General features: G+C 59.4%; 16 protein-coding genes. 11 read left to right on the top strand and 5 right to left on the bottom strand.

Translation table 11 applies throughout. The features are described 5' to 3' along the window. Nucleotides 1-23 precede the first annotated feature (23 nt). The 11 genes from dksA (at nucleotide 24) to G3M63_RS07130 (ending at nucleotide 14024) form a co-directional block, all read left to right on the top strand. Complete coding sequence (gene dksA, locus G3M63_RS07180; protein WP_163982324.1) at nucleotides 24-464, top strand: RNA polymerase-binding protein DksA; 441 nt, start codon at nucleotides 24-26, stop codon at nucleotides 462-464. Nucleotides 465-542: 78 nt separating this feature from the next. Continuing rightward, nucleotides 543-1439 carry a tRNA glutamyl-Q(34) synthetase GluQRS gene (gene gluQRS / locus G3M63_RS07175; RefSeq protein ID WP_163982322.1) on the top strand — a complete coding sequence of 299 codons (897 nt, stop codon included), beginning with the start codon at nucleotides 543-545 and terminating at the stop codon, nucleotides 1437-1439. Nucleotides 1440-1494: 55 nt separating this feature from the next. Continuing rightward, nucleotides 1495-1671 (top strand): hypothetical protein, encoded by a 177-nt coding sequence (locus G3M63_RS07170; protein WP_150301413.1) that lies wholly within the window; start codon nucleotides 1495-1497, stop codon nucleotides 1669-1671. After that, nucleotides 1661-4603, top strand: a complete 2943-nt coding sequence (locus G3M63_RS07165; protein WP_150301414.1) for a sensor histidine kinase — start codon at nucleotides 1661-1663, stop codon at nucleotides 4601-4603. The genes G3M63_RS07170 and G3M63_RS07165 overlap by 11 nt, the downstream gene beginning before the upstream one ends. 31 nt (nucleotides 4604-4634) lie before the next feature. Further along, nucleotides 4635-6050 carry a sigma-54 dependent transcriptional regulator gene (locus tag G3M63_RS07160; protein WP_163982321.1) on the top strand — a complete coding sequence of 472 codons (1416 nt, stop codon included), beginning with the start codon at nucleotides 4635-4637 and terminating at the stop codon, nucleotides 6048-6050. An 822-nt stretch (nucleotides 6051-6872) separates the two neighbouring features. Next, the gene (gene pcnB, locus G3M63_RS07155; RefSeq protein ID WP_150301416.1) at nucleotides 6873-8252 is read left to right on the top strand and encodes a polynucleotide adenylyltransferase PcnB; all 1380 of its coding nucleotides are present in this window, start codon (nucleotides 6873-6875) and stop codon (nucleotides 8250-8252) included. A 3-nt stretch (nucleotides 8253-8255) separates the two neighbouring features. Further along, nucleotides 8256-8762 carry a 2-amino-4-hydroxy-6-hydroxymethyldihydropteridine diphosphokinase gene (gene folK / locus G3M63_RS07150; protein WP_150301417.1) on the top strand — a complete coding sequence of 169 codons (507 nt, stop codon included), beginning with the start codon at nucleotides 8256-8258 and terminating at the stop codon, nucleotides 8760-8762. A 159-nt stretch (nucleotides 8763-8921) separates the two neighbouring features. Then, entirely contained in the window at nucleotides 8922-9716 is a 795-nt protein-coding gene (panB, locus tag G3M63_RS07145) for a 3-methyl-2-oxobutanoate hydroxymethyltransferase (RefSeq protein WP_163982319.1), read from the top strand. Nucleotides 9717-9720: 4 nt separating this feature from the next. After that, nucleotides 9721-10572: a pantoate--beta-alanine ligase gene (gene panC, locus G3M63_RS07140; protein WP_163982317.1), complete on the top strand. Its 852-nt coding sequence runs from the start codon at nucleotides 9721-9723 to the stop codon at nucleotides 10570-10572. Nucleotides 10573-10812: 240 nt separating this feature from the next. Then, nucleotides 10813-12756: an acetate--CoA ligase gene (gene acs, locus G3M63_RS07135; RefSeq protein ID WP_163982315.1), complete on the top strand. Its 1944-nt coding sequence runs from the start codon at nucleotides 10813-10815 to the stop codon at nucleotides 12754-12756. Nucleotides 12757-12842: 86 nt separating this feature from the next. After that, nucleotides 12843-14024 carry an acetyl-CoA C-acetyltransferase gene (locus G3M63_RS07130; protein WP_163982313.1) on the top strand — a complete coding sequence of 394 codons (1182 nt, stop codon included), beginning with the start codon at nucleotides 12843-12845 and terminating at the stop codon, nucleotides 14022-14024. A 62-nt stretch (nucleotides 14025-14086) separates the two neighbouring features. Here G3M63_RS07130 and G3M63_RS07125 read toward each other — a convergent pair whose 3' ends face one another. From G3M63_RS07125 to G3M63_RS07105, 5 genes are all read right to left on the bottom strand, one after another. Further along, the gene (locus G3M63_RS07125) at nucleotides 14087-14491 is read right to left on the bottom strand and encodes a DUF2784 domain-containing protein (RefSeq protein ID WP_150301422.1); all 405 of its coding nucleotides are present in this window, start codon (nucleotides 14489-14491) and stop codon (nucleotides 14087-14089) included. A 12-nt stretch (nucleotides 14492-14503) separates the two neighbouring features. Further along, on the bottom strand, nucleotides 14504-14914 hold the full coding sequence (locus G3M63_RS07120) for a lysozyme inhibitor LprI family protein (RefSeq protein ID WP_150301423.1): 411 nt from the start codon (nucleotides 14912-14914) through the stop codon (nucleotides 14504-14506). A 164-nt stretch (nucleotides 14915-15078) separates the two neighbouring features. Further along, nucleotides 15079-15450, bottom strand: a complete 372-nt coding sequence (locus G3M63_RS07115; RefSeq protein WP_163982311.1) for a DUF1622 domain-containing protein — start codon at nucleotides 15448-15450, stop codon at nucleotides 15079-15081. Nucleotides 15451-15480: 30 nt separating this feature from the next. After that, nucleotides 15481-17958 (bottom strand): NAD-dependent epimerase/dehydratase family protein, encoded by a 2478-nt coding sequence (locus G3M63_RS07110; protein WP_163982310.1) that lies wholly within the window; start codon nucleotides 17956-17958, stop codon nucleotides 15481-15483. Between the two features lie 126 nt (nucleotides 17959-18084). Further along, nucleotides 18085-18999 carry a class I SAM-dependent methyltransferase gene (locus G3M63_RS07105; RefSeq protein ID WP_256670005.1) on the bottom strand — a complete coding sequence of 305 codons (915 nt, stop codon included), beginning with the start codon at nucleotides 18997-18999 and terminating at the stop codon, nucleotides 18085-18087. Between the last annotated feature and the right edge of the window lie 31 nt (nucleotides 19000-19030).

Raw genomic sequence — 19030 nt, 5'->3', positions numbered from 1 at the left:
TGAGCAAAAGTGAGGCGCTTCCCATGCCCAGCAATGTCAAAGAAAAAACACAATTGTTACGCGGCTTTGTTCCTTATAAGGAAGAACAGGGCGAGGAATACATGAACGAGCGCCAGCTCGCCCATTTCACCAATATCCTCGATAGCTGGAAGAAACAGCTGATGGAGGAAGTGGACCGTACTGTTATGCATATGCAGGACGAAGCCGCAAACTTCCCGGACCCGGCCGACCGTGCCAGCCAGGAAGAAGAGTTCAGCCTGGAGTTGCGCGCACGTGACCGCGAGCGCAAGTTGATCAAGAAAATCGACCAGACTCTGCTGCGCATCGAAGATGACGATTACGGTTTCTGTGATTCCTGCGGCGTCGAGATCGGCATCCGTCGTCTGGAAGCACGCCCCACCGCCACGCTTTGCATCGACTGCAAAACACTGGCGGAGATCAAGGAAAAGCAGATCGGCGGCTGATAGCCGGCCTCCCCTCCCGCTGGCGACGCTTAAGGATTGGTGTCGCCAGCCGGTTTCCCCTGACACAGGCCCCGCAGCATGCATGCCAAGCCTTACGTCGGACGCTTCGCCCCAACGCCCAGTGGTCATCTGCATTTTGGTTCGCTGCTTGCTGCGCTCGCCAGTTATCTCGACGCACGTCACCATACCGGCCGCTGGCTGGTGCGGATCGAAGATCTCGACCAGCCTCGCAATATGCCCGGCGCAACCGATCACATCCTCAGCACGCTTGAAAATTATGGCCTGGGATGGGACGGCAATGTGTTGCAGCAAAGCCAGAACCTCAATCGCTACAGCCACATACTGCACAGTTTGATCAAGCGCGGCGAAGCCTACTATTGCGATTGCTCGCGCAAGCTGATTATGGAACACGGAGGGGTTTACCCCGGTTTTTGCCGTACCCGGGATTTACCGGCCGGGAGCAACCATGCCATCCGCGTCCAGGTTCCGGATCAACAGATCAGGCTGAGCGACCGTCTGCAGGGCATATTCAGCCAGAACCTGGCCAGCGAAGTCGGTGATTTCGTGGTGCGACGTCGCGATGGCATCGTCGCCTATCAATTCGCAGTAGTGGTGGATGATATCGATCAGGGCATCACCGACATCGTCCGCGGGGCCGATCTGCTTGACTCCACGCCGCGCCAGTTGTGGCTTTATCACTTGCTGGAGGCTACGCCACCGCGCTATCTGCATATTCCGCTGATCATGCGCAGGCAGGGCGAAAAGCTCAGCAAACGACTCGCTTCAGAGCCGATCGAAACAGGCCATGCACCTGCCACGTTGTTTCGGGCGCTTACCGCGCTGGGCCAACAGCCGCCGCACGCCTTACGCAACGCGCCGGTCAGCGAACAGTTGGCATGGGCCGCCCCCAACTGGCAACCACAGCGGCTGCCGGCAATACAGCAAATGCTTGAGGACAGTCTCCCGCCCACGTAACTTGGCAAGCCCACCCGGCCTGATTACCATCAGACAACTTCGATACGGAAGCGTCATGTATATTTACCGATTGGTATTGTTGCTGGTAATCGGCATCTACCTGTTTTCCCCTGCAATCATGGACTGGTGGATCGAACCCCAGGGCGCCTGGTATCGCCCCTATGTTCTGTGGTTGATTCTGATCATTGCCGGCATGCTTCTGCAAAGCCCAAAGGACACTGATGAGCTTTGATCTGGGACTGCTGCTGCTTATCAGCGTCGTTTACCTGCTCGCCCTGTTTGGCGTCGCCTGGATTACTGAAAAGGGCATGCTGCCCCGCGGCGTGCTGCATCATCCTGCGGTGTATACGCTCTCGCTTGGCGTATACGCCAGCGCCTGGGCCTTCTACGGCACTGTTGGCCTGGCCTATCAGTATGGTTACGGCTTTCTTACCTATTATCTCGGGCTGTGCGGCGCGTTCCTGCTCGCACCGGTGCTGCTGAACCCGATTCTGCGCCTGACCCGCACCTACCAGTTATCGTCGCTGGCCGACCTGTTCGCGTTTCGCTTCCGCAGCACCTGGGCCGGCACACTGACCACCATCCTCATGTTGATCGGGGTGCTGCCGCTGCTGGCCTTGCAGATCCAGGCGGTGGCCGATTCCGTACAGATACTCACCCGGGACCCGACCCAGCACTCGATTGCCCTCGGGTTCTGCTTGCTGATTACCCTTTTTGCCATCCTTTTCGGTGCGCGCCATATTTCCAACAGGGAGAAGCACGAAGGCCTGGTCATGGCGATTGCTTTCGAGTCGCTGGTCAAGCTGATCGCCATCGGAGCCGTGGGTCTGTATGCCCTGTTCGTGGTATTTGATGGCCCATCCGGGCTGGAAGACTGGCTGGCAAATAACCAGCAGGCTTTGAAGACCCTGCACACGCCGCTTCAGGAAGGCCCGTGGCGGACCCTGCTACTGGTGTTCTTTGCTGCCGCGATCGTCATGCCGCACATGTACCACATGGCGTTTTCCGAGAACATCAACCCCAGGGCACTGGCCACCGCGAGCTGGGGGCTCCCGCTGTTCCTGCTGCTGATGAGCCTGGCGGTACCGCCGATTCTGTGGGCCGGGCTGCATCTGAACGTCTCGACCAATCCGGAATACTTCACGCTGGGTCTGGGGGTCGCAGCCGGCGCCGACTGGCTGACGCTGCTGGCCTACGTTGGCGGGTTGTCCGCCGCAAGCGGACTGATCATAGTTGTGACCCTGGCACTCTCCGGCATGGTGCTTAACCATATCGTGCTGCCGGTTTATCAACCGAGCGCCGATAACAATATCTATCGCTGGCTACGCTGGACCCGTCGCACGCTGATCGCCGCCATCATCATGGCCAGCTACGGTTTCTACCGCATGCTGGGTGCGGAACAGGATCTGGCCAATCTGGGTATCGCCTCGTTCGTCGCCACGCTGCAGTTCCTGCCAGGCGCGCTGTCGATACTCTATTGGCCACAGGCAAACCGGCGTGGATTCATTGGCGGCCTGCTTGCCGGCATGCTGGTCTGGGTCATCACCTTGCTGCTGCCGCTGGTTACCGAGCTACGCAGCCTGGAGCTGTTTGGTCTGGTGCTGGATTTCCACGAAGACACCTGGCATTTCGCGACTATCGCCTCGCTGGCCGTGAATATTGTGGTGTTTACCCTGATCTCGCTGTTTACCCAGCGCTCGAATGAGGAGCGCAGCGCGGCCGAAGCCTGTTCGGTGGACAACGTCAGCCGACCGCAGCGCATGGAGCTGGTCGCCAATTCGCCACAGGAATTCGCCCAACAGCTGGCCAAACCCCTGGGCAACAAGACCGCGCAGAAAGAAGTGGAGCAGGCCTTGAATGACCTGCAGCTGCCCTTCGATGAACGCCGCCCCTACGCCCTGCGCCGCCTGCGCGACCGCCTCGAGGCCAACCTGTCAGGGTTGATGGGCCCGGCAGTTGCACAGGAAATGGTAGAAACCTTTCTGCCATTCAAGCTGGCTCGCGACGGGTATGTTACCCAGGACATTCACTTCATCGAGAATCGCCTGGAAGACTATCACTCGCGGCTTACTGGCCTGGCCGCAGAACTCGACGCGCTGCGCCGGTATCACCGCCAGACATTGCAGGACTTGCCGATGGGTGTGTGTTCGCTGGCAAAAGACAGCGAAGTACTGATGTGGAACCGCGCCATGCACGCGCTCACTGGGATCGAAGCAGACAGCGTTATCGGCTCACGCCTGGCGAATTTACCCGCGCCCTGGAACAGCCTGCTTGAGCGCCTGGTGGCGGACCAGTCAGCACACCTGCATAAACAGAAACTGGTCATCAACGGCCATACCCAGTGGCTCAACCTGCACAAGGCAGCGATCGACGAGCCGGGCAACCTTGGCAGCGGCCTGGTGTTGCTGATCGAAGACCAGACCGAAACGCAGATGCTCGAAGACGAACTGATCCATTCCGAGCGGCTGGCGTCTATCGGCCGTCTCGCCGCAGGCGTAGCACACGAGATCGGCAATCCGATCACCGGCATCGCCTGTCTCGCCCAGGAAATGCGCGAGGAATCGGCTGAACCGGATACCCGTGAAATGGCCGAGCAGATACTGGAGCAGACCCGCCGCGTCTCACGCATCGTACAGTCCATGGTCAACTTCGCCCATGTCGGCAGCCGTCACAACAACGCCAACGAACCGGTCGATCTGGACGCCTGCACCCGTGAAGCGATACATCTTCTGTCACTCAGCCGTAAGGGCCCGGATGTCAGATATGTTAGCCTGTGTAATCCGGACCATCTGGCAGCCGGCGACAGTCAGAGACTGGTGCAGGTATTGATCAATCTTCTGGGCAATGCCCGGGATGCCAGTAATGACGGAGACACCATCACAATAAAAACTGTGCAGGACGAGCATCAGGTCCTGCTCACGGTTGAAGATCAAGGTAGCGGAATCGACAAGGCGATCATGGCGCGCCTGTTCGAACCGTTTTTCACGACCAAGGAGCCCGGCACGGGCACCGGCCTCGGACTGGCACTGGTCTATTCCATCATTGAAGAACATTACGGGCAGATCACCATTGATAGCCCGATGGATGCAGCAACCATGCGTGGCACGCGGTTCACTATTACCCTGCCCCGCTATAGCGTATTGGGTAACGGCACTGGTGCCTGAACGGGCCACGCCGTGATCACAAGAGGTAGATATGTCACATATTCTGGTTGTTGAAGACGAAACCATCATCCGCTCTGCATTGCGACGGTTGCTGGAACGCCACCAATACCAGGTCAGCGAAGCGGGCGCGGTTCACGAGGCTGTCGAACGCTACAACCTTGATGATTTCGACCTGATCATCAGTGACCTGCGCCTGCCCGGCGAACCCGGTACCGAGTTGATTGCCAGGGCATCCGCGACGCCGGTGCTTATCATGACCAGCTATGCCAGCCTGCGCTCGGCGGTCGATTCGATGAAGCTGGGCGCTGTGGATTACATCGCCAAGCCCTTCGACCATGAGGAAATGCTGGCGGCGGTTGCGCGGATTATCGAAGATCACAGCAAGCGGTTGGCCCAGCCCGAACCAGACGCTACGACAGCTGACGTCGACGGCGAAGCGGCTACGGTAGGCGATATGGGCATCATTGGCAGCAGCCCGTCCATGCAAACGCTGTTCAAGCGGATCGGCAAGGTCGCCCCCACTGACTCAACCGTCCTCATCCAGGGTGAGTCCGGCACCGGCAAGGAGCTGGTCGCCCGCGCCCTGCATGAACACTCCCGGCGCATAAAAGCCCCGATGATTTCGGTGAACTGCGCGGCCATTCCGGAAACCCTGATTGAATCCGAGTTGTTCGGCCACGAGAAAGGCTCCTTTACTGGCGCCACAGCCGGACGCACCGGCCTGGTTGAAGCCGCCGATGGCGGCACGCTGTTCCTCGACGAAATCGGTGAGCTGCCACTGGAAGCCCAGGCGCGACTGTTGCGCGTGCTGCAGGAAGGTGAAATTCGCCGCGTCGGCTCGGTACAGTCGCACAAGGTTGATGTACGACTGGTCGCCGCCACTCATCGTGACCTGAAGACATTGGCCCGCCAGGGCCTGTTCCGCGAGGATCTCTACTACCGGCTCAACGTGATTGAGCTGCGCCTGCCGCCGCTGCGCGAGCGCGGAGATGATGTCATGCTGATTGCCGAGGCGCTATTACGCCGCGCGGCCAGGAAGATGGGGCTGAGTGGCCTGCACTTCAGTCGCGAGGCGTCTGAAAGCATTCGCTTGTATAACTGGCCGGGCAACGTTCGCGAACTGGAGAACGCCATCGAGCGTGCCGCGATCCTGTGCGACGAGGATGAAATATCCACCGACCTGCTGGGGATCGAACTGGACCCCGAATACCAACGCGCGTCGGAAGCGACCAGTGCGCTCGAGACCATGCGCCAGTCCACTCCAAAGCCGCAGCAGGATCCCACCGAGGATCTGTCGCTTGAGGACTATTTCCAGCATTTCGTGCTCGAGCATCAGGAACACATGACCGAAACGGAGCTGGCCAACAAGCTCGGCATCAGCCGCAAATGCTTGTGGGAGCGCCGTCAGCGTCTCGGCATTCCGCGCAAAAAAACCGCCAGCAGCTAAGAAAATCATTCACGGGCCCGCTTCGTAGCGGGTCTGTTACCTGTTACCCACCCCACACATGCAAACTGTTACCCCCGATCCGAGCTTACGTAACACCCGTACGGGTTGATTGGTAACAAACCCCTCCCAGACCCTCCTCACCGCAAAGCCAGAAATAAGTAACTCGTTGATTTAAAACGTATTTCAAAACCTGGCACGGCTAATGCTTTATATCCAGTACAACAACAATAAAAACCAAGACACATAACAAAAACAACATTTGCTCTCACCACAACAAAAACAAAACGTGCGGGCGTAGCAAACTGATTTTTTTGGAGAGTGGGAACTCTTTTAGCGAACAGGACGTTCGATTGGATTCGAGAATAATAAAAGTTGCCCAAGCAACCTACCGTTCCAATGCCGAAGAGGCCTGAGTCGCACACCTAAGCTTCCAAAGCAATCCGTTTGTTTTTGGACAACCCGGGATGGGTAAACCATAAGGCGACCTTGTCGCCTGTGCCTAAAAACAACAACAGCTCGAATCGAACAATAATAAAAAAACCACCATTAGGGGGAGTACCTACTCCCCTTGAGCTTTATTTCCCTTCCTTACAATTCCCCCTGCTTCACGCTAGAATACCCCTCTATTAAAAACAGGCAACACTACCGCCTTTGCCCGGATCGCTTTGCTGGTGCAGTTATGCCGGCTCCATCGCAACGGCCCAGGTTTGCCAATGTAACCCACATTCTTTTCCCTGGATCTGCTGACGTTGCGGTACGTCGCGACGGAACGCCACAAGATCTGAACCTGAACGGAAATATGCCGGTGGAATACCTGCCCCTATGATTCGAAAGCTGTTGCAAAAGATCCCCTACCCCTTCGGCCGTCCCGCTCGACGACGCACAACGCCTGCCATTATCCCTGCCAGCCAGCACAATCTGAGTCGGGAGCGGATGAACAGGAATGCCGTGACAGTGGTGGATCGCTTGCAGCAGGCAGGGTACGAGGCATTTGCGGTGGGCGGTTGCGTACGCGACCTGCTGATAGGCATGGAGCCCAAGGATTTCGATGTGGCGACCAGCGCCACCCCGGAGCAGGTGCGCGCCACCTTTCGCAATTCACGTCTGATTGGCCGTCGATTCAAGCTGGCCCATGTGCATTTTGGTCGTGAGATCATCGAAGTCGCCACCTTCCGCTCCAATCATGGAGAAGAATCCATCGACGGCGAAGTACAGAGCGACGAGCATTCGCGCCAGAGTGAAACCGGACGACTGCTGCGCGACAATGTTTACGGCACGCTTGAACAGGATGCACAACGTCGCGATTTCACCATCAACTCGCTGTACTACGATGTGCGCACCGGCAATATCCATGATTTCGCCAATGGCCTGCGCGACATCCGCAACGGTGAGATCCGCCTGATCGGCGATCCGGTTCAGCGCTACCACGAAGATCCGGTACGCATGCTGCGGGCGGTACGTTTTGCTGCCAAGCTGAACTTTGAAATCGAGCCTCACAGCGCCGCCCCTCTGGTCGAAATGTCCGAACTGTTGCACGACATTCCCGCGGCGCGCCTGTTCGATGAGAGTCTCAAGCTGTTGATGAGCGGACAGGGCGAGCAGACCTTCGAGCTGCTGCACCATCACGACCTGTTCGCCCCGCTGTTTCCGGACACCGACGAGGCGATCGAAGACAATCCCGAATACACCCTGAAACTGATTCGCCATGCGTTGCGCAACACCGACGAGCGCATCCGTGAAGGCCGTCCGGTAACACCTGCTTTCCTGTTTGCCGCCCTGCTCTGGCCTGCGCTACCCAACCGCATCAGGGAACTGGAAGAACGCGGCATACCCAGCATCCCAGCCCATCAGCAAGCGGCTCACGAGCTATTGTTCGAGCAATGCCGGCACACCGCGATACCCAAACGCTTCAGCGTTCCCATGCGCGAAATATGGGACCTGCAGCCACGCCTGGAGCGCCGTAACGGGCGCCGCGCTGATCAGATGCTGGAGCATCCTCGCTTTCGTGCAGCCTACGATTTCCTGTTATTGAGAGAAGCCGCTGGCGAGGAGACCGACGGTCTCGGCGAGTGGTGGACACGCTATCAGAGCGCAACCGAAGACCAGCGACGCAGCATGATTCGTGGCCTCGGTGAAAAGACCTCAGGGCCGAAGCGTCCGCGCGGTCGCCGTAAACGCAAACCCCGCGCCCAGGCTGATTGATCAATGTCTGAACGGTGTTTCGTTGGGCTTGGCAGCAACCAGGCCGATCCTGCCGCGCAGATCGAACGCGCCTGCGAGGCGATCAGCCGCTTACCTCAGGTCATGCTGCGCGCGCGGTCATCGTTGTATTCAAGCGCTCCTCTGGGACCACAGGATCAACCGTCCTACATCAACGCCGTGGCGATGATCGATACCCGGCTGCAACCAGAGGCTCTGCTTGACGCGCTGCAAGCCATCGAGCAGCAGCAGGGACGAGTACGCAAAGCCGAACGCTGGGGCCCGAGAACGCTTGACCTTGATATATTGCTGTTCGGCAACCGGGTCATTGATACGCCACGCCTGCAGGTTCCGCATTACCATATGCATGCCAGACCCTTCGTGCTCTACCCTCTTGCCGAGCTGAATGCACAATTGGTGATGCCCGATGGCACACCATTAAGTGACTTGCTTCTGGCCTGCCCGGCGGAGGGTATCGAGCCCATCGCTGACAGTGCCCAGACCTATTGCTGATGAACCAGGACTGTTGCTGCAGCGTCACGGCTATAATTGGCCGGGAACAGACTCAAGACAAGGATCCCACCCGTGAAGAACACAGGGTTGTCGGGAAAAACAACATGGACAGTAACTGCGGATATAATCGCCCACCAATCCTAATCACTGGGACCAACCATGCCTGACGTAACTCTGACGACGCTCAACAAGCTCAAGCGGAATGGCGAAAAGATTGTCTGTCTGACTGCATATGATGCGACTTTCGCTCATATGGAATGCCAGGCCGGCGTAGAGGTCATACTGATTGGCGATTCATTGGGAATGGTCCTGCAGGGGCACGACAGCACCCTGCCGGTGACCATCGACGACATGGCCTACCACACCCAGTGCGTCAAACGCGGCAACCAGGGCGCGCTGATCATGGCTGACCTGTCTTTCATGACCTACGCCACGCTGGAACAGGCGTTGGCCAACAGTGCCCGGCTGATGCAGGCAGGCGCACATATGGTCAAGATCGAAGGTGGCAGCTGGCTCGCCGAGTCGGTGACTACTTTGGTACGCAACGGCATCCCCGTCTGCGTTCATCTGGGCCTGACACCGCAGACGGTCAACGTGCTGGGTGGTTATAAGGTGCAGGGCCGCGAAGAGGCGCAAGCCAAGGCACTGCTGGCCGATTGCAAAGCGCTCGAAGCGGCGGGCGCCAGCATGCTGGTGCTCGAATGCGTCCCCAGCAGCCTGGCGGCCGAAATCACCCGGTCAGTGAGTATTCCGGTCATCGGCATCGGCGCAGGCAGCGAGACCGACGGCCAGGTGCTGGTGGTTCACGATATGCTCGGACTGTCACTCAGCGGGCGTATGCCGCGCTTTGTGAAGAATTTCATGACCGGGCAGCCGGATATCCAGTCAGCCGTTCGCGCCTATGTCGAAGCGGTCAAGGCTGTCGAGTTTCCCGCGGCCGAACACGAGTTCTGAACAGATGAACACCGTACATACCATTACCCAGCTACGTGCTGCGGTTGCCCGGGCGCGCCAGGAAGGCAAACGGATCGGCCTGGTGCCCACCATGGGTAACCTGCACGATGGTCATCTCGCGCTGGTGCAGAAAGCGTTGCAAAGTACCGATTACGTGGTGGTCAGCATCTTCGTTAACCCGCTGCAGTTCGGCCCCAGTGAAGACCTCGACAGCTACCCGCGCACGCTGGCGGCGGACCAGAGCAAGCTGCTTGATGTCGGGGCCAACCTGGTGTTCGCTCCCACGCCCAAGGAGATGTACCCGGACGGCATGGACGGGCACACCCGCATCAGCGTCCCGCTGGTATCCGAAGGCCTGTGTGGGGCCAGCCGTCCCGGACACTTTGAAGGCGTCGCCACCGTGGTCAGCAAGTTGCTCAACATGACCCAGCCGGACCTGGCCGTGTTCGGCAAGAAGGACTATCAGCAGCTCGCTGTCATCCGCAAGATGGCCCAGGATCTGTGCATGCCGGTGCAAATCATGGGCGAAGCCATCGTCCGCGACGCCGACGGTCTGGCGCTCTCCTCACGCAATGGCTTTCTCACCGCCGACCAAAGGCAAATTGCCCCCAGGCTGTACCAGGTATTGGTACAGATCGCCGAACAGATTCAGGGCGGACGCCGTGACTATCCGGCGGTGCTTGACGGCGCGCGCCAACACCTTATCGACGCAGGCATGCGGCCCGACTATCTGGAGCTGCGCGACTCGTTAACGCTGCACCCGGTGGGCGCCGACAGCAAACAGCTGATCGTGCTGGCAGCGGCATTCCTCGGTACAACCCGGCTGATTGATAATCTCGGTTTCGAATTGAACTGAGCTCCCCCCAGCTGCCGGTGCGCATCGGCAGCTACACCTCTGCTGAACTACACTCAAGCAGGCTCCAACTCCGCTCCTCGGCGGCCTGCGCTCGCATCTCTTTTGTCGAGGTCATATCAGACCAAAGAAGGGTTGAAGCAGCCGCTTTTATCGGCAAGTCTTGAGCCATAGGGTTCTGTTACGCGACAGGCTGTTGAAGGCCTGACAGAACGCGCCGCCAATAACAATAGAGGACTATCCATGTACAAGATCGAGAATCACAAGATATCCGATGCTGCCCGCGTTAACAGCCATGCTGACGAAGCCACCTATAACCGGCTCTACAAGCAGTCCATCGAGCAGCCTGACGAATTTTGGGCCGAGCAGGCCAAGCGCTTTCTCGATTGGGACCAGCCCTGGTCCAAGGTACATGAAAGCGACATGAGCCAAGGCGAAGCGGCCTGGTTCATTGATGGCAAGCTCAACGTCAGCAGTAACTGCATCGATCGCCACCTGGCGACCCGCGCTGACCAGGTCGCCATTATCTGGGAAGGCGATGACCCTGCCGACTCGAAAAACATCACCTATCGCGAGCTGCACGAGCAGGTCTGCCGACTGAGCAATGTGCTCAAGGCACGTGGCGTGAAAAAGGGCGACCGGGTGTGCCTGTACATGCCGATGATTCCGGAAGCTGCCTTTGCCATGCTGGCTTGCGCCCGTATTGGCGCCGTGCATTCGGTGGTGTTCGGTGGTTTTTCCCCTGACGCGGTGCGCGACCGCATCCTCAACGCCGATTGTCGTGCGGTGATCACCGCGGACGAAAGTGTGCGTGCAGCCAAACGGGTGCCCTTGAAGCAGAACGTCGACAAGGCCCTGTCGGAATGCCCCAACGTGCACACCGTCATTACCGTGCAGCGCACCGGCGGCGATATTGAATGGAACGAGTCGCGCGACGTCTGGTATCACGCGGCGTGTGCCGGCGTCAGCGCCGACTGCGCGCCGGAGCCGATGGACAGTGAAGATCCGCTATTCATTCTCTATACCTCAGGCTCCACCGGGCAGCCCAAGGGCGTGTTGCACACCACTGGCGGTTACCTGCTCGGCTCTGCCATGACTCACCACTATGTATTCGACTACCACCAGGGCGAAGTCTACTGGTGCACGGCCGACGTCGGCTGGGTCACCGGGCATTCCTATATTGTCTATGGACCACTGTGCAATGGCGCAACCACGCTGATGTACGAAGGCGTGCCGACCTATCCTGATGCGTCCCGCTGCTGGGAAATCATCGACAAGCACCAGGTCAATATCTTCTATACCGCGCCTACCGCTATCCGCGCATTGATGTCCAAGGGCGATGAATATGTCACCAAGACGTCCCGTGCCAGCCTGCGCTTGCTCGGCAGTGTGGGCGAGCCGATCAATCCGGAAGCCTGGGAATGGTATTACCACGTGGTCGGCGATATGCGTTGCCCGATTGTAGACACCTGGTGGCAGACAGAAACCGGTGCCATCATGATTGCCCCGCTGCCTGGCGCTACCGACCTCAAGCCAGGCTCGGCGACCCGCCCGTTCTTTGGCGTCGAACCTGCACTGATGGATCCTGAAGGTAACGAGTTGACCGGTCCGGCGAGCGGCAATCTGGTTATCAAGCGCTCCTGGCCGAGTCAGATCCGCACCGTATATGGCGACCACCAGCGCCTGGTGGATACCTACTTCAGCACCTACAAAGGCGTATATTTCACCGGCGATGGTGCCCGCCGTGACGAAGACGGCTACTACTGGATTACCGGCCGGGTCGACGACGTACTCAACGTATCCGGACATCGAATCGGCACCGCCGAAGTCGAAAGTGCTCTGGTGCTGCATGATGCCGTCGCCGAAGCCGCTGTGATCGGTTGCCCGCATGACATCAAGGGCCAGTGCATTTACGCCTACATCACGCCGATGCACGGGGTGACGCCCAGTGATGAGCTGGTTCAGGAAGTACGCGCATTTGTCGCCGAACAGGTGGGCGCATTCGCCAAACCGGATTTCGTACAGTGGGCACCCGGACTTCCGAAAACCCGCTCCGGCAAGATCATGCGCCGCGTTCTGCGCAAAATCGCGTGCGACGAGCTCGACACCCTGGGTGACACCTCAACGCTCGCCGATCCGTCAGTCGTCGAAGAACTGATTCAGAACCGGCAAAACAAGCCATCCTGAGACCTCTCAGCGATGACCAGCAGTTGCCCTGAATGACTGCGAACGCTACTCTGGTCCCTTTCAGAACGGGACCAGAGGAGTCGTTCATGCAAGACGTCGTAATTGTTGCCGCCACCCGTACCGCCATAGGTAGCTTCGGTGGCCAATTTGCCAATGTTCCGGCTCACGAACTGGGCGCTACCGTCATCCGGGCGCTACTGGAGCAATCCGGAATTGACCCGGCAAGCGTGGACGAAGTGATCCTCGGTCAGGTGCTGACAGCCGGCTGCGGCCAGAACCCTTCCAGACAGGCAGCCATCCTTGCCGGCCTGCCCCACGCCGTACCGGCAATGAATCTGAACAAGGTATGCGGATCCGGGCTCAAGGCGCTGCATCTGGGCGCGCAGGCCATTCGCTGCGGTGACGCCGAGGTGATTATTGCCGGCGGCCAGGAATCCATGAGCCTGTCACCCCACATACTGCCCAATTCCCGCACCGGCCAACGCATGGGTCACGGCAAGCTGATTGATACCATGATCAACGACGGTCTGTGGGATGCCTTCAACGACTATCACATGGGCATTACCGCCGAGAATCTGGTCGATAAATATCAGATCAGCAGAGAGGAGCAGGACGCTTTCGCTGCGGCCTCCCAGCAAAAAGCGGTGGCCGCTCAACAGTCCGGTCGTTTCGACAGGGAAATTACGCCTGTCAGCGTGCCGCAGCGCAAGGGCGAGCCCCTGCAGATCATCAAGGACGAGCAACCGCGCCCCGGCACCACCGCTGGATCACTTGGCTCACTACGCCCTGCCTTCAAGCCCGACGGCTCGGTTACCGCCGGCAATGCGTCCGGTCTCAACGACGGTGCTGCCGCTGTACTGATGATGAGCGCTGCCAAGGCCGAAGCGCTGGGGCTTCCGGTGCTGGCGAGGATAGCGGCGTATGCCAATGCTGGCGTTGACCCAGCGATCATGGGTATCGCGCCGGTCTCGGCTACCCAGCGCTGTCTGAGCAAGGCCGGCTGGACGATTGAGGACCTTGATCTGATCGAAGCCAACGAAGCCTTCGCAGCCCAGGCGCTGGCGGTCAGCCGTGAACTGCAATGGGACATGGACAAGGTAAACGTCAACGGCGGCGCTATCGCGCTGGGCCACCCTATCGGGGCATCCGGGTGCCGGGTACTGGTAACGCTGTTACACGAAATGCTGACCCGGGACGCCAAGAAAGGCCTCGCGACACTCTGTATCGGTGGCGGTCAGGGCGTAGCACTGGCCCTTGAGCGGGACTGAAATACAATGACGTGAAGATGGTGCGCCAGCGCAATGCTGGCGCATCCACCTTGCCCTCCGCGTCAGTGCCGCTTGAAGCGCGGGGGAAACCACCAGAACGTTGCCACCACCAGCAGCCCGAACAGCGTGTACAGGGTCACGAACATCCACTCCGGCGCGTTGTAATACAGAACGCTCTGCAGCCAGTGCTCGATAAATCCGCCTTGATAACCCCCAGTGCCTGCTTGTTGGCGCAACCAGGATTCAAGGAGGGTCAGCGGGCAGACGACGCCCAGCCAGGCCTCCGCAACCACCACCCCGATAGTGCTTACATGGGCGAGCCGAAACCACAGATTGTTGACCCAGGCCCAGTGGCGCAGGTTACCGAGAATAATAACCACCAGACCCAGGACGACGAAGGCGACCAGCATGACATGCGTGATCAGCACCATGTCGGCCAGGGTCTGATACAGGTTCCAGCCATCCATCGCGCCTCCCGGCTACATGTCCAGTGAGGGTTCCGGCAATACCGGCTCGTCATCCGAACTGGCGAGATAGACTTCCCAGATGTCATGCGTACGGCGCCGGGTGTGGTCGAGCAGGCAGGTCCCGAGCATTGCTCCGCGCACCGTGCCCTCATGCCAGAGATCATAGACCGCCAGGCAGTGGCTGTCGCGATACCGTACCCAGGCCCCCTGGGCAGCTTCCATGGTGACCACCGCATCGGCCCGCTTGGCATGTAGGGTACGGCTCGCCTCCAGATAACGGTTGAGCTCGCCCTCGGCCTTTTCGACCTCCGCATGGATACACTTGTTCAAGGCGGCGGTGTCTTCGGCATCCTCGCAAAGTTCCTCCGCCAGGGCGAAACCCGGCAGGAGCAGGAAAAAACCTGCCAGCCATTGTTTGTTCATCGAGGCTCCTCAGAATTTATTATGGTCTGGCACCCTCCTGCCACCGGGTGCCGGCAACAGAACGAAGACAACAGACACTCAGGCGGGTATTACACCGTACCCGGTCCGCAGGAGCAACGCGGACTGGCGGGTTGCTTGTCTAACCCAGCACAGTTTCACACCGATCAGGACGATTCCGTCTCTTCCTTGGGGTTCATCTGCCAGGGCCACTTGCCGGTCAATTCGACTTCGAGCGTGAAACTCAGGAACGCGCGCACCAGCACGATGACAATCAAGACCCCGACACTCTCGAATGACAGGTCCACTGCGACAGTCAGCATGATGTCCGCAGCGATCAGAAACTCGAGCCCCAGCAATATCCCCCGACCGAGCCGCTGCCGTACCTCGCGGAAAATGGTCTCGGTTTCATGTCGGTGATAGACCATATGCACCATGGCTATGATCACCGAATAAAAGGCGGCACCTGCGATGATCGCAATCCCGATCCCCCCTACAGCAATCGCAGTGAAGTCAGCGACGGGTCTGAGCACTTCCATTGAACGGTTCTCCAGTAAAAGGACGGGGCGCTAGACCAACAGTCGGTTCCAGCTGCCATAGCGACAAAACACCGGGCCCCGGCGCCAACTCAGCAGAATAACCGCGGCGCCACAGGCAACACTCGCCAGCAGCGAAGGCAGCGGCGCGTCATACAAGAAAGGGGTAATGAATAGCGCGGCCCCCAGCGGTATCAGCAGATAGCGCACTGGGCGCGCCGACTCGGCTATGGCGATCCCCGCTACAGTGATGATCAGCGCGCCGAGCACGTGGTCCCAATCAGCCAGCCCTCCGGCGCTGCCCAGCGTAACGCGAGTCAGCATCAACATCAGACCAATGACCAGACACAGCGCCAGGTTCCACGGCAGGCTGACACCGGTGCCGGCAATCGCTTTCAACACAGCGCCGGGGCGGCGAGCAAAATTGTCTTCCAGCGGTTCGTCCGGGCCATCATCCGTATCCCCGGTGAAGAAGATCTTCAGCAGCGGGGCACCAGCCTGCTGGCGACGCCGGAGGAACTGCCCTGTCGCCACCAACTCGTTGAAGGCATAGGCGATCTGCAGCAGCATGGCCGCGGCACCTGCCAGACACAGCGTGCACCAGGTGCCAATCATGATCGGCTGGATAATGACGAAGGTAATCGACACCACACCCAGCGGCACGATCAACAGGCCGAAGCTGGCGACAACCCAGGGCATGGTGCGCCAGCGTTGCGTCGACCCCACCAGCCCAAGGAGAATCTCCAGCGCATAAACGATACCGCCCAGCCCGGCATCGGGCACCGGCCAGGCTTCGGAAACCTCCGAGGTAATGATTTCCTCCGTACCGTTCAGCTGAGTTCCGGTGCCAGTAAAAATAGGCTCCCAGACCGTGTCGATATGCCCGAGTTGATAGGCCGCCAGGTAGCGGGACATGAGCAAGCCAAACAGCGCCAGCCCAATAACCGGCAGGCGCTGGAACCAGCTTGAGGGATTGTTATCCCAACCGGGCGGAGTGGTCGGCCCGCTGATGGCGGCAACCGGGGACACCCCTGGCATGGGACGCGCACTGGCGGCCAGAGCGATTACCAGAATGCCCACCAGACTACTGTTGAGATAAGCCGCTGCGCTGTCAGTCCAGAACAGCAGCGGTGCCAGCAGCAACCATACCCCCGTACCGGCGCAGACAAATCGCGCCCAGCTGCGCCGCAGCGACAGCGACATCCCGCCGAATACCAGCAACACCAGCCCAACGCCAATATCGCTGTAGCCCAGCGCGCTACCGAAGTAACCCAGGGTTGCAGGCGAACTGATCAGCCATGCCCCGAACCCCATATTGACGAAGTGCGTCCAGAGGAACTGATAGTGCTGACGCTGCTGCTGATCCTGGTAGCCTCTCAGCACCTGATCTGGATCGCGGCCTTTTTCAGCCGCCTCCACCAGCCAGTCCGGTGGTGTGAGCCCGTTGGATTGATACCAGCCTAAAGGGTCTTTCCTCAGGCCGCCCACCAGATCCTCAAGGCCGTCGTAGAGATTGTGCCTGGGTTCCCAGCCCAGCAGCTGTCGGGCAAGTCGGGTATCCAGCTGGTAATGGTCTGATGACATGTCGATCATGAAGGGCCGGATGAAGGGTTTCTCGCCCTTGTCGAAATCATCCGGCACCAGCGGTTCGGCCTGTTCCTGTGCCCACGCCCCTATCTTGGCCACAGGCTTGGGCAAGGTCAGCGTCTGCCATTTTTCTGCGCCGTGAATCAGCTCGCCCAGGCGATTCTGCAAGGTTTCGTAGCTATCACTGCGTTCTTCGCCGATCAGTATCACGTTCTCCGGCGGCAACTCGTTGCGCCGATCAATAGTGCGGCGGAAAGCATCAATCATATCCTCCTGGTGAACGAAGGCCTGACCGGCCTGAGGATCACCGGAGTACAGATGGCTCTGGAAGGTTTCTTCGTAAATGCGCGCGATCTGGTGCGCCAGGGTCGGCACACAATTCGTCTCGTTGTATAACCCGGCCAGGCGCAGCAAGGTATACGGCATATCACCGGCCTGCTCGCGAATCACTGCTTCAGTCTCCGCCTTCGACTGCGGATACGCCCAGCCAGGCCCATCGGGAGATTGCTCGCTGATCTTTTCCCCCGGTGCGCCCGGCGCGTAGACCAGCATAGTGCTGGAATAGACGAACCGCTCGACCCGATAATCCCGCAGCGCAGCCAGCAGGTTGCGAGTGCCCTCAACATTCACTTTGCGGTACAGCGGCGAGTCATCCCCGGTAAAATCGAAATAGGCCGCCAGGTGGACCACCGCGGCAATGTCGCTCCCCTGCTCTGCCGCCATGTTGCGCAGCGCCTGCTTTACCGAGTCGATGGAGGTGAGGTCGAATTCATAACTGAAGTCTGCCGTTTCGGAAACACGGCGATCCAGCGAGACGATACGATAGCGGCGCTTCAGCGCCCGGACCAGCGCGGTACCAATGTTGCCGGAACCACCGGTGATGACGACAAGGGGCTTGCGCCCAGGTGCCTGGATCTCCGTCATGCTGTCGAAATCCTTCCAGAGAAGAAATTTCAGCCTGCGCTCCGACGGTTACGCCGCAGGACAGACAACCCTATCCTCGTGACTCGCACGCCAGAATAAAGTTGCACCCTGTTGACTGATCGCAGCTTATCGATCCCGGGTAAGCACCAGCCCTACCGCCGCAATACGCTCGACCTCCGCATACGCCGGCTTGAGCAGCTCTTCGCCGAACACATCGGGATCAATCTCCTGGTAGCGCCAGCTGCATGGCTGCGTCGTCAGCCGCTGGTGCAGACCCTCACGAAAAACGTCGCGCCCCGCCACTATCGCAACGCCGGTATACAGCACCAGGCTTCCGCCGGGGGCCAGGCGCTCCAGCGCTGCGCTGACGATACGTTCAGACAGGCCCGCGCCCAGCGTACCGCCGCCGTGCCGGTAGGCTCGCTCCTGCGAATCCATCATGTACGGCGGGTTGGCGACAATCAGATCGAAGTCACCCTCGACATCATTCAGCAGATTGCTCTGCGCTGTGCGGATGTTGCTCAGCCCCGCCAGTTCAGTGTTGATGGCTGCCATACGCAAGGCCTGGGGGTTGATATCGACCGCCAGCACATCCGCATCCGGGCACGCCCCGGCAACCAGCATCGCTCCCGCGCCCGAGCCACAGCCAATATCCACCGCGCGGCGTACCGAGCCGGCGTTGTCCGCCAGGTACGACTGGATAAGCCGGGCGAAACGGTAGGTGTCCGGGCCGAAAAATACCGCATCCGCCGAGTCGGTTGGGTAGGCCGAATGCGCGCAAAGCCAATTGCCCAGACTGGACCAGCGTATCCTGCTTCGCCACACCTCCCCTTTGTGGCCCAATACGCCGGCCTGCTGCATCAATTCAAACTCGTCTGTACTGACCTGATCCTGCCTGAACGGTCTACTCCAGCCAAAAACATCTCTCAGATCACGGACCGGGCGGTCTGCCATCCGTCGCAGATAATGTTGATGGGTGTCGGGCGTCACGGCGACGAACTGGTAATCCACTGATTGCAGATAACGTCCGAGCGCCAGCATGCCTTGCGTTGTATCCGGCGTCTCAGCAGGC

The sequence above is a fragment of the Pseudomonas sp. OIL-1 genome (genome assembly GCF_010669185.1).
GTDB lineage: Bacteria > Pseudomonadota > Gammaproteobacteria > Pseudomonadales > Pseudomonadaceae > Halopseudomonas > Halopseudomonas profundi.
Note: the sequence above shows the minus strand (reverse complement) of the source record. Positions and strands in the feature narration are given on the sequence as shown.

Bases quoted from the DNA above. Each gene is read 5' to 3' on its own strand.
- dksA (WP_163982324.1), top strand. From the start codon at position 24: ATGCCCAGCAATGTCAAAGAAAAAACACAATTGTTACGCGGCTTTGTT.
- gluQRS (WP_163982322.1), top strand. From the start codon at position 543: ATGCATGCCAAGCCTTACGTCGGACGCTTCGCCCCAACGCCCAGTGGT.
- G3M63_RS07170 (WP_150301413.1), top strand. From the start codon at position 1,495: ATGTATATTTACCGATTGGTATTGTTGCTGGTAATCGGCATCTACCTG.
- G3M63_RS07165 (WP_150301414.1), top strand. From the start codon at position 1,661: ATGAGCTTTGATCTGGGACTGCTGCTGCTTATCAGCGTCGTTTACCTG.
- G3M63_RS07160 (WP_163982321.1), top strand. From the start codon at position 4,635: ATGTCACATATTCTGGTTGTTGAAGACGAAACCATCATCCGCTCTGCA.
- pcnB (WP_150301416.1), top strand. From the start codon at position 6,873: ATGATTCGAAAGCTGTTGCAAAAGATCCCCTACCCCTTCGGCCGTCCC.
- folK (WP_150301417.1), top strand. From the start codon at position 8,256: ATGTCTGAACGGTGTTTCGTTGGGCTTGGCAGCAACCAGGCCGATCCT.
- panB (WP_163982319.1), top strand. From the start codon at position 8,922: ATGCCTGACGTAACTCTGACGACGCTCAACAAGCTCAAGCGGAATGGC.
- panC (WP_163982317.1), top strand. From the start codon at position 9,721: ATGAACACCGTACATACCATTACCCAGCTACGTGCTGCGGTTGCCCGG.
- acs (WP_163982315.1), top strand. From the start codon at position 10,813: ATGTACAAGATCGAGAATCACAAGATATCCGATGCTGCCCGCGTTAAC.
- G3M63_RS07130 (WP_163982313.1), top strand. From the start codon at position 12,843: ATGCAAGACGTCGTAATTGTTGCCGCCACCCGTACCGCCATAGGTAGC.
- G3M63_RS07125 (WP_150301422.1), bottom strand. From the start codon at position 14,491: ATGGATGGCTGGAACCTGTATCAGACCCTGGCCGACATGGTGCTGATC.
- G3M63_RS07120 (WP_150301423.1), bottom strand. From the start codon at position 14,914: ATGAACAAACAATGGCTGGCAGGTTTTTTCCTGCTCCTGCCGGGTTTC.
- G3M63_RS07115 (WP_163982311.1), bottom strand. From the start codon at position 15,450: ATGGAAGTGCTCAGACCCGTCGCTGACTTCACTGCGATTGCTGTAGGG.
- G3M63_RS07110 (WP_163982310.1), bottom strand. From the start codon at position 17,958: ATGACGGAGATCCAGGCACCTGGGCGCAAGCCCCTTGTCGTCATCACC.
- G3M63_RS07105 (WP_256670005.1), bottom strand. From the start codon at position 18,999: ATGCTGGCGCTCGGACGTTATCTGCAATCAGTGGATTACCAGTTCGTC.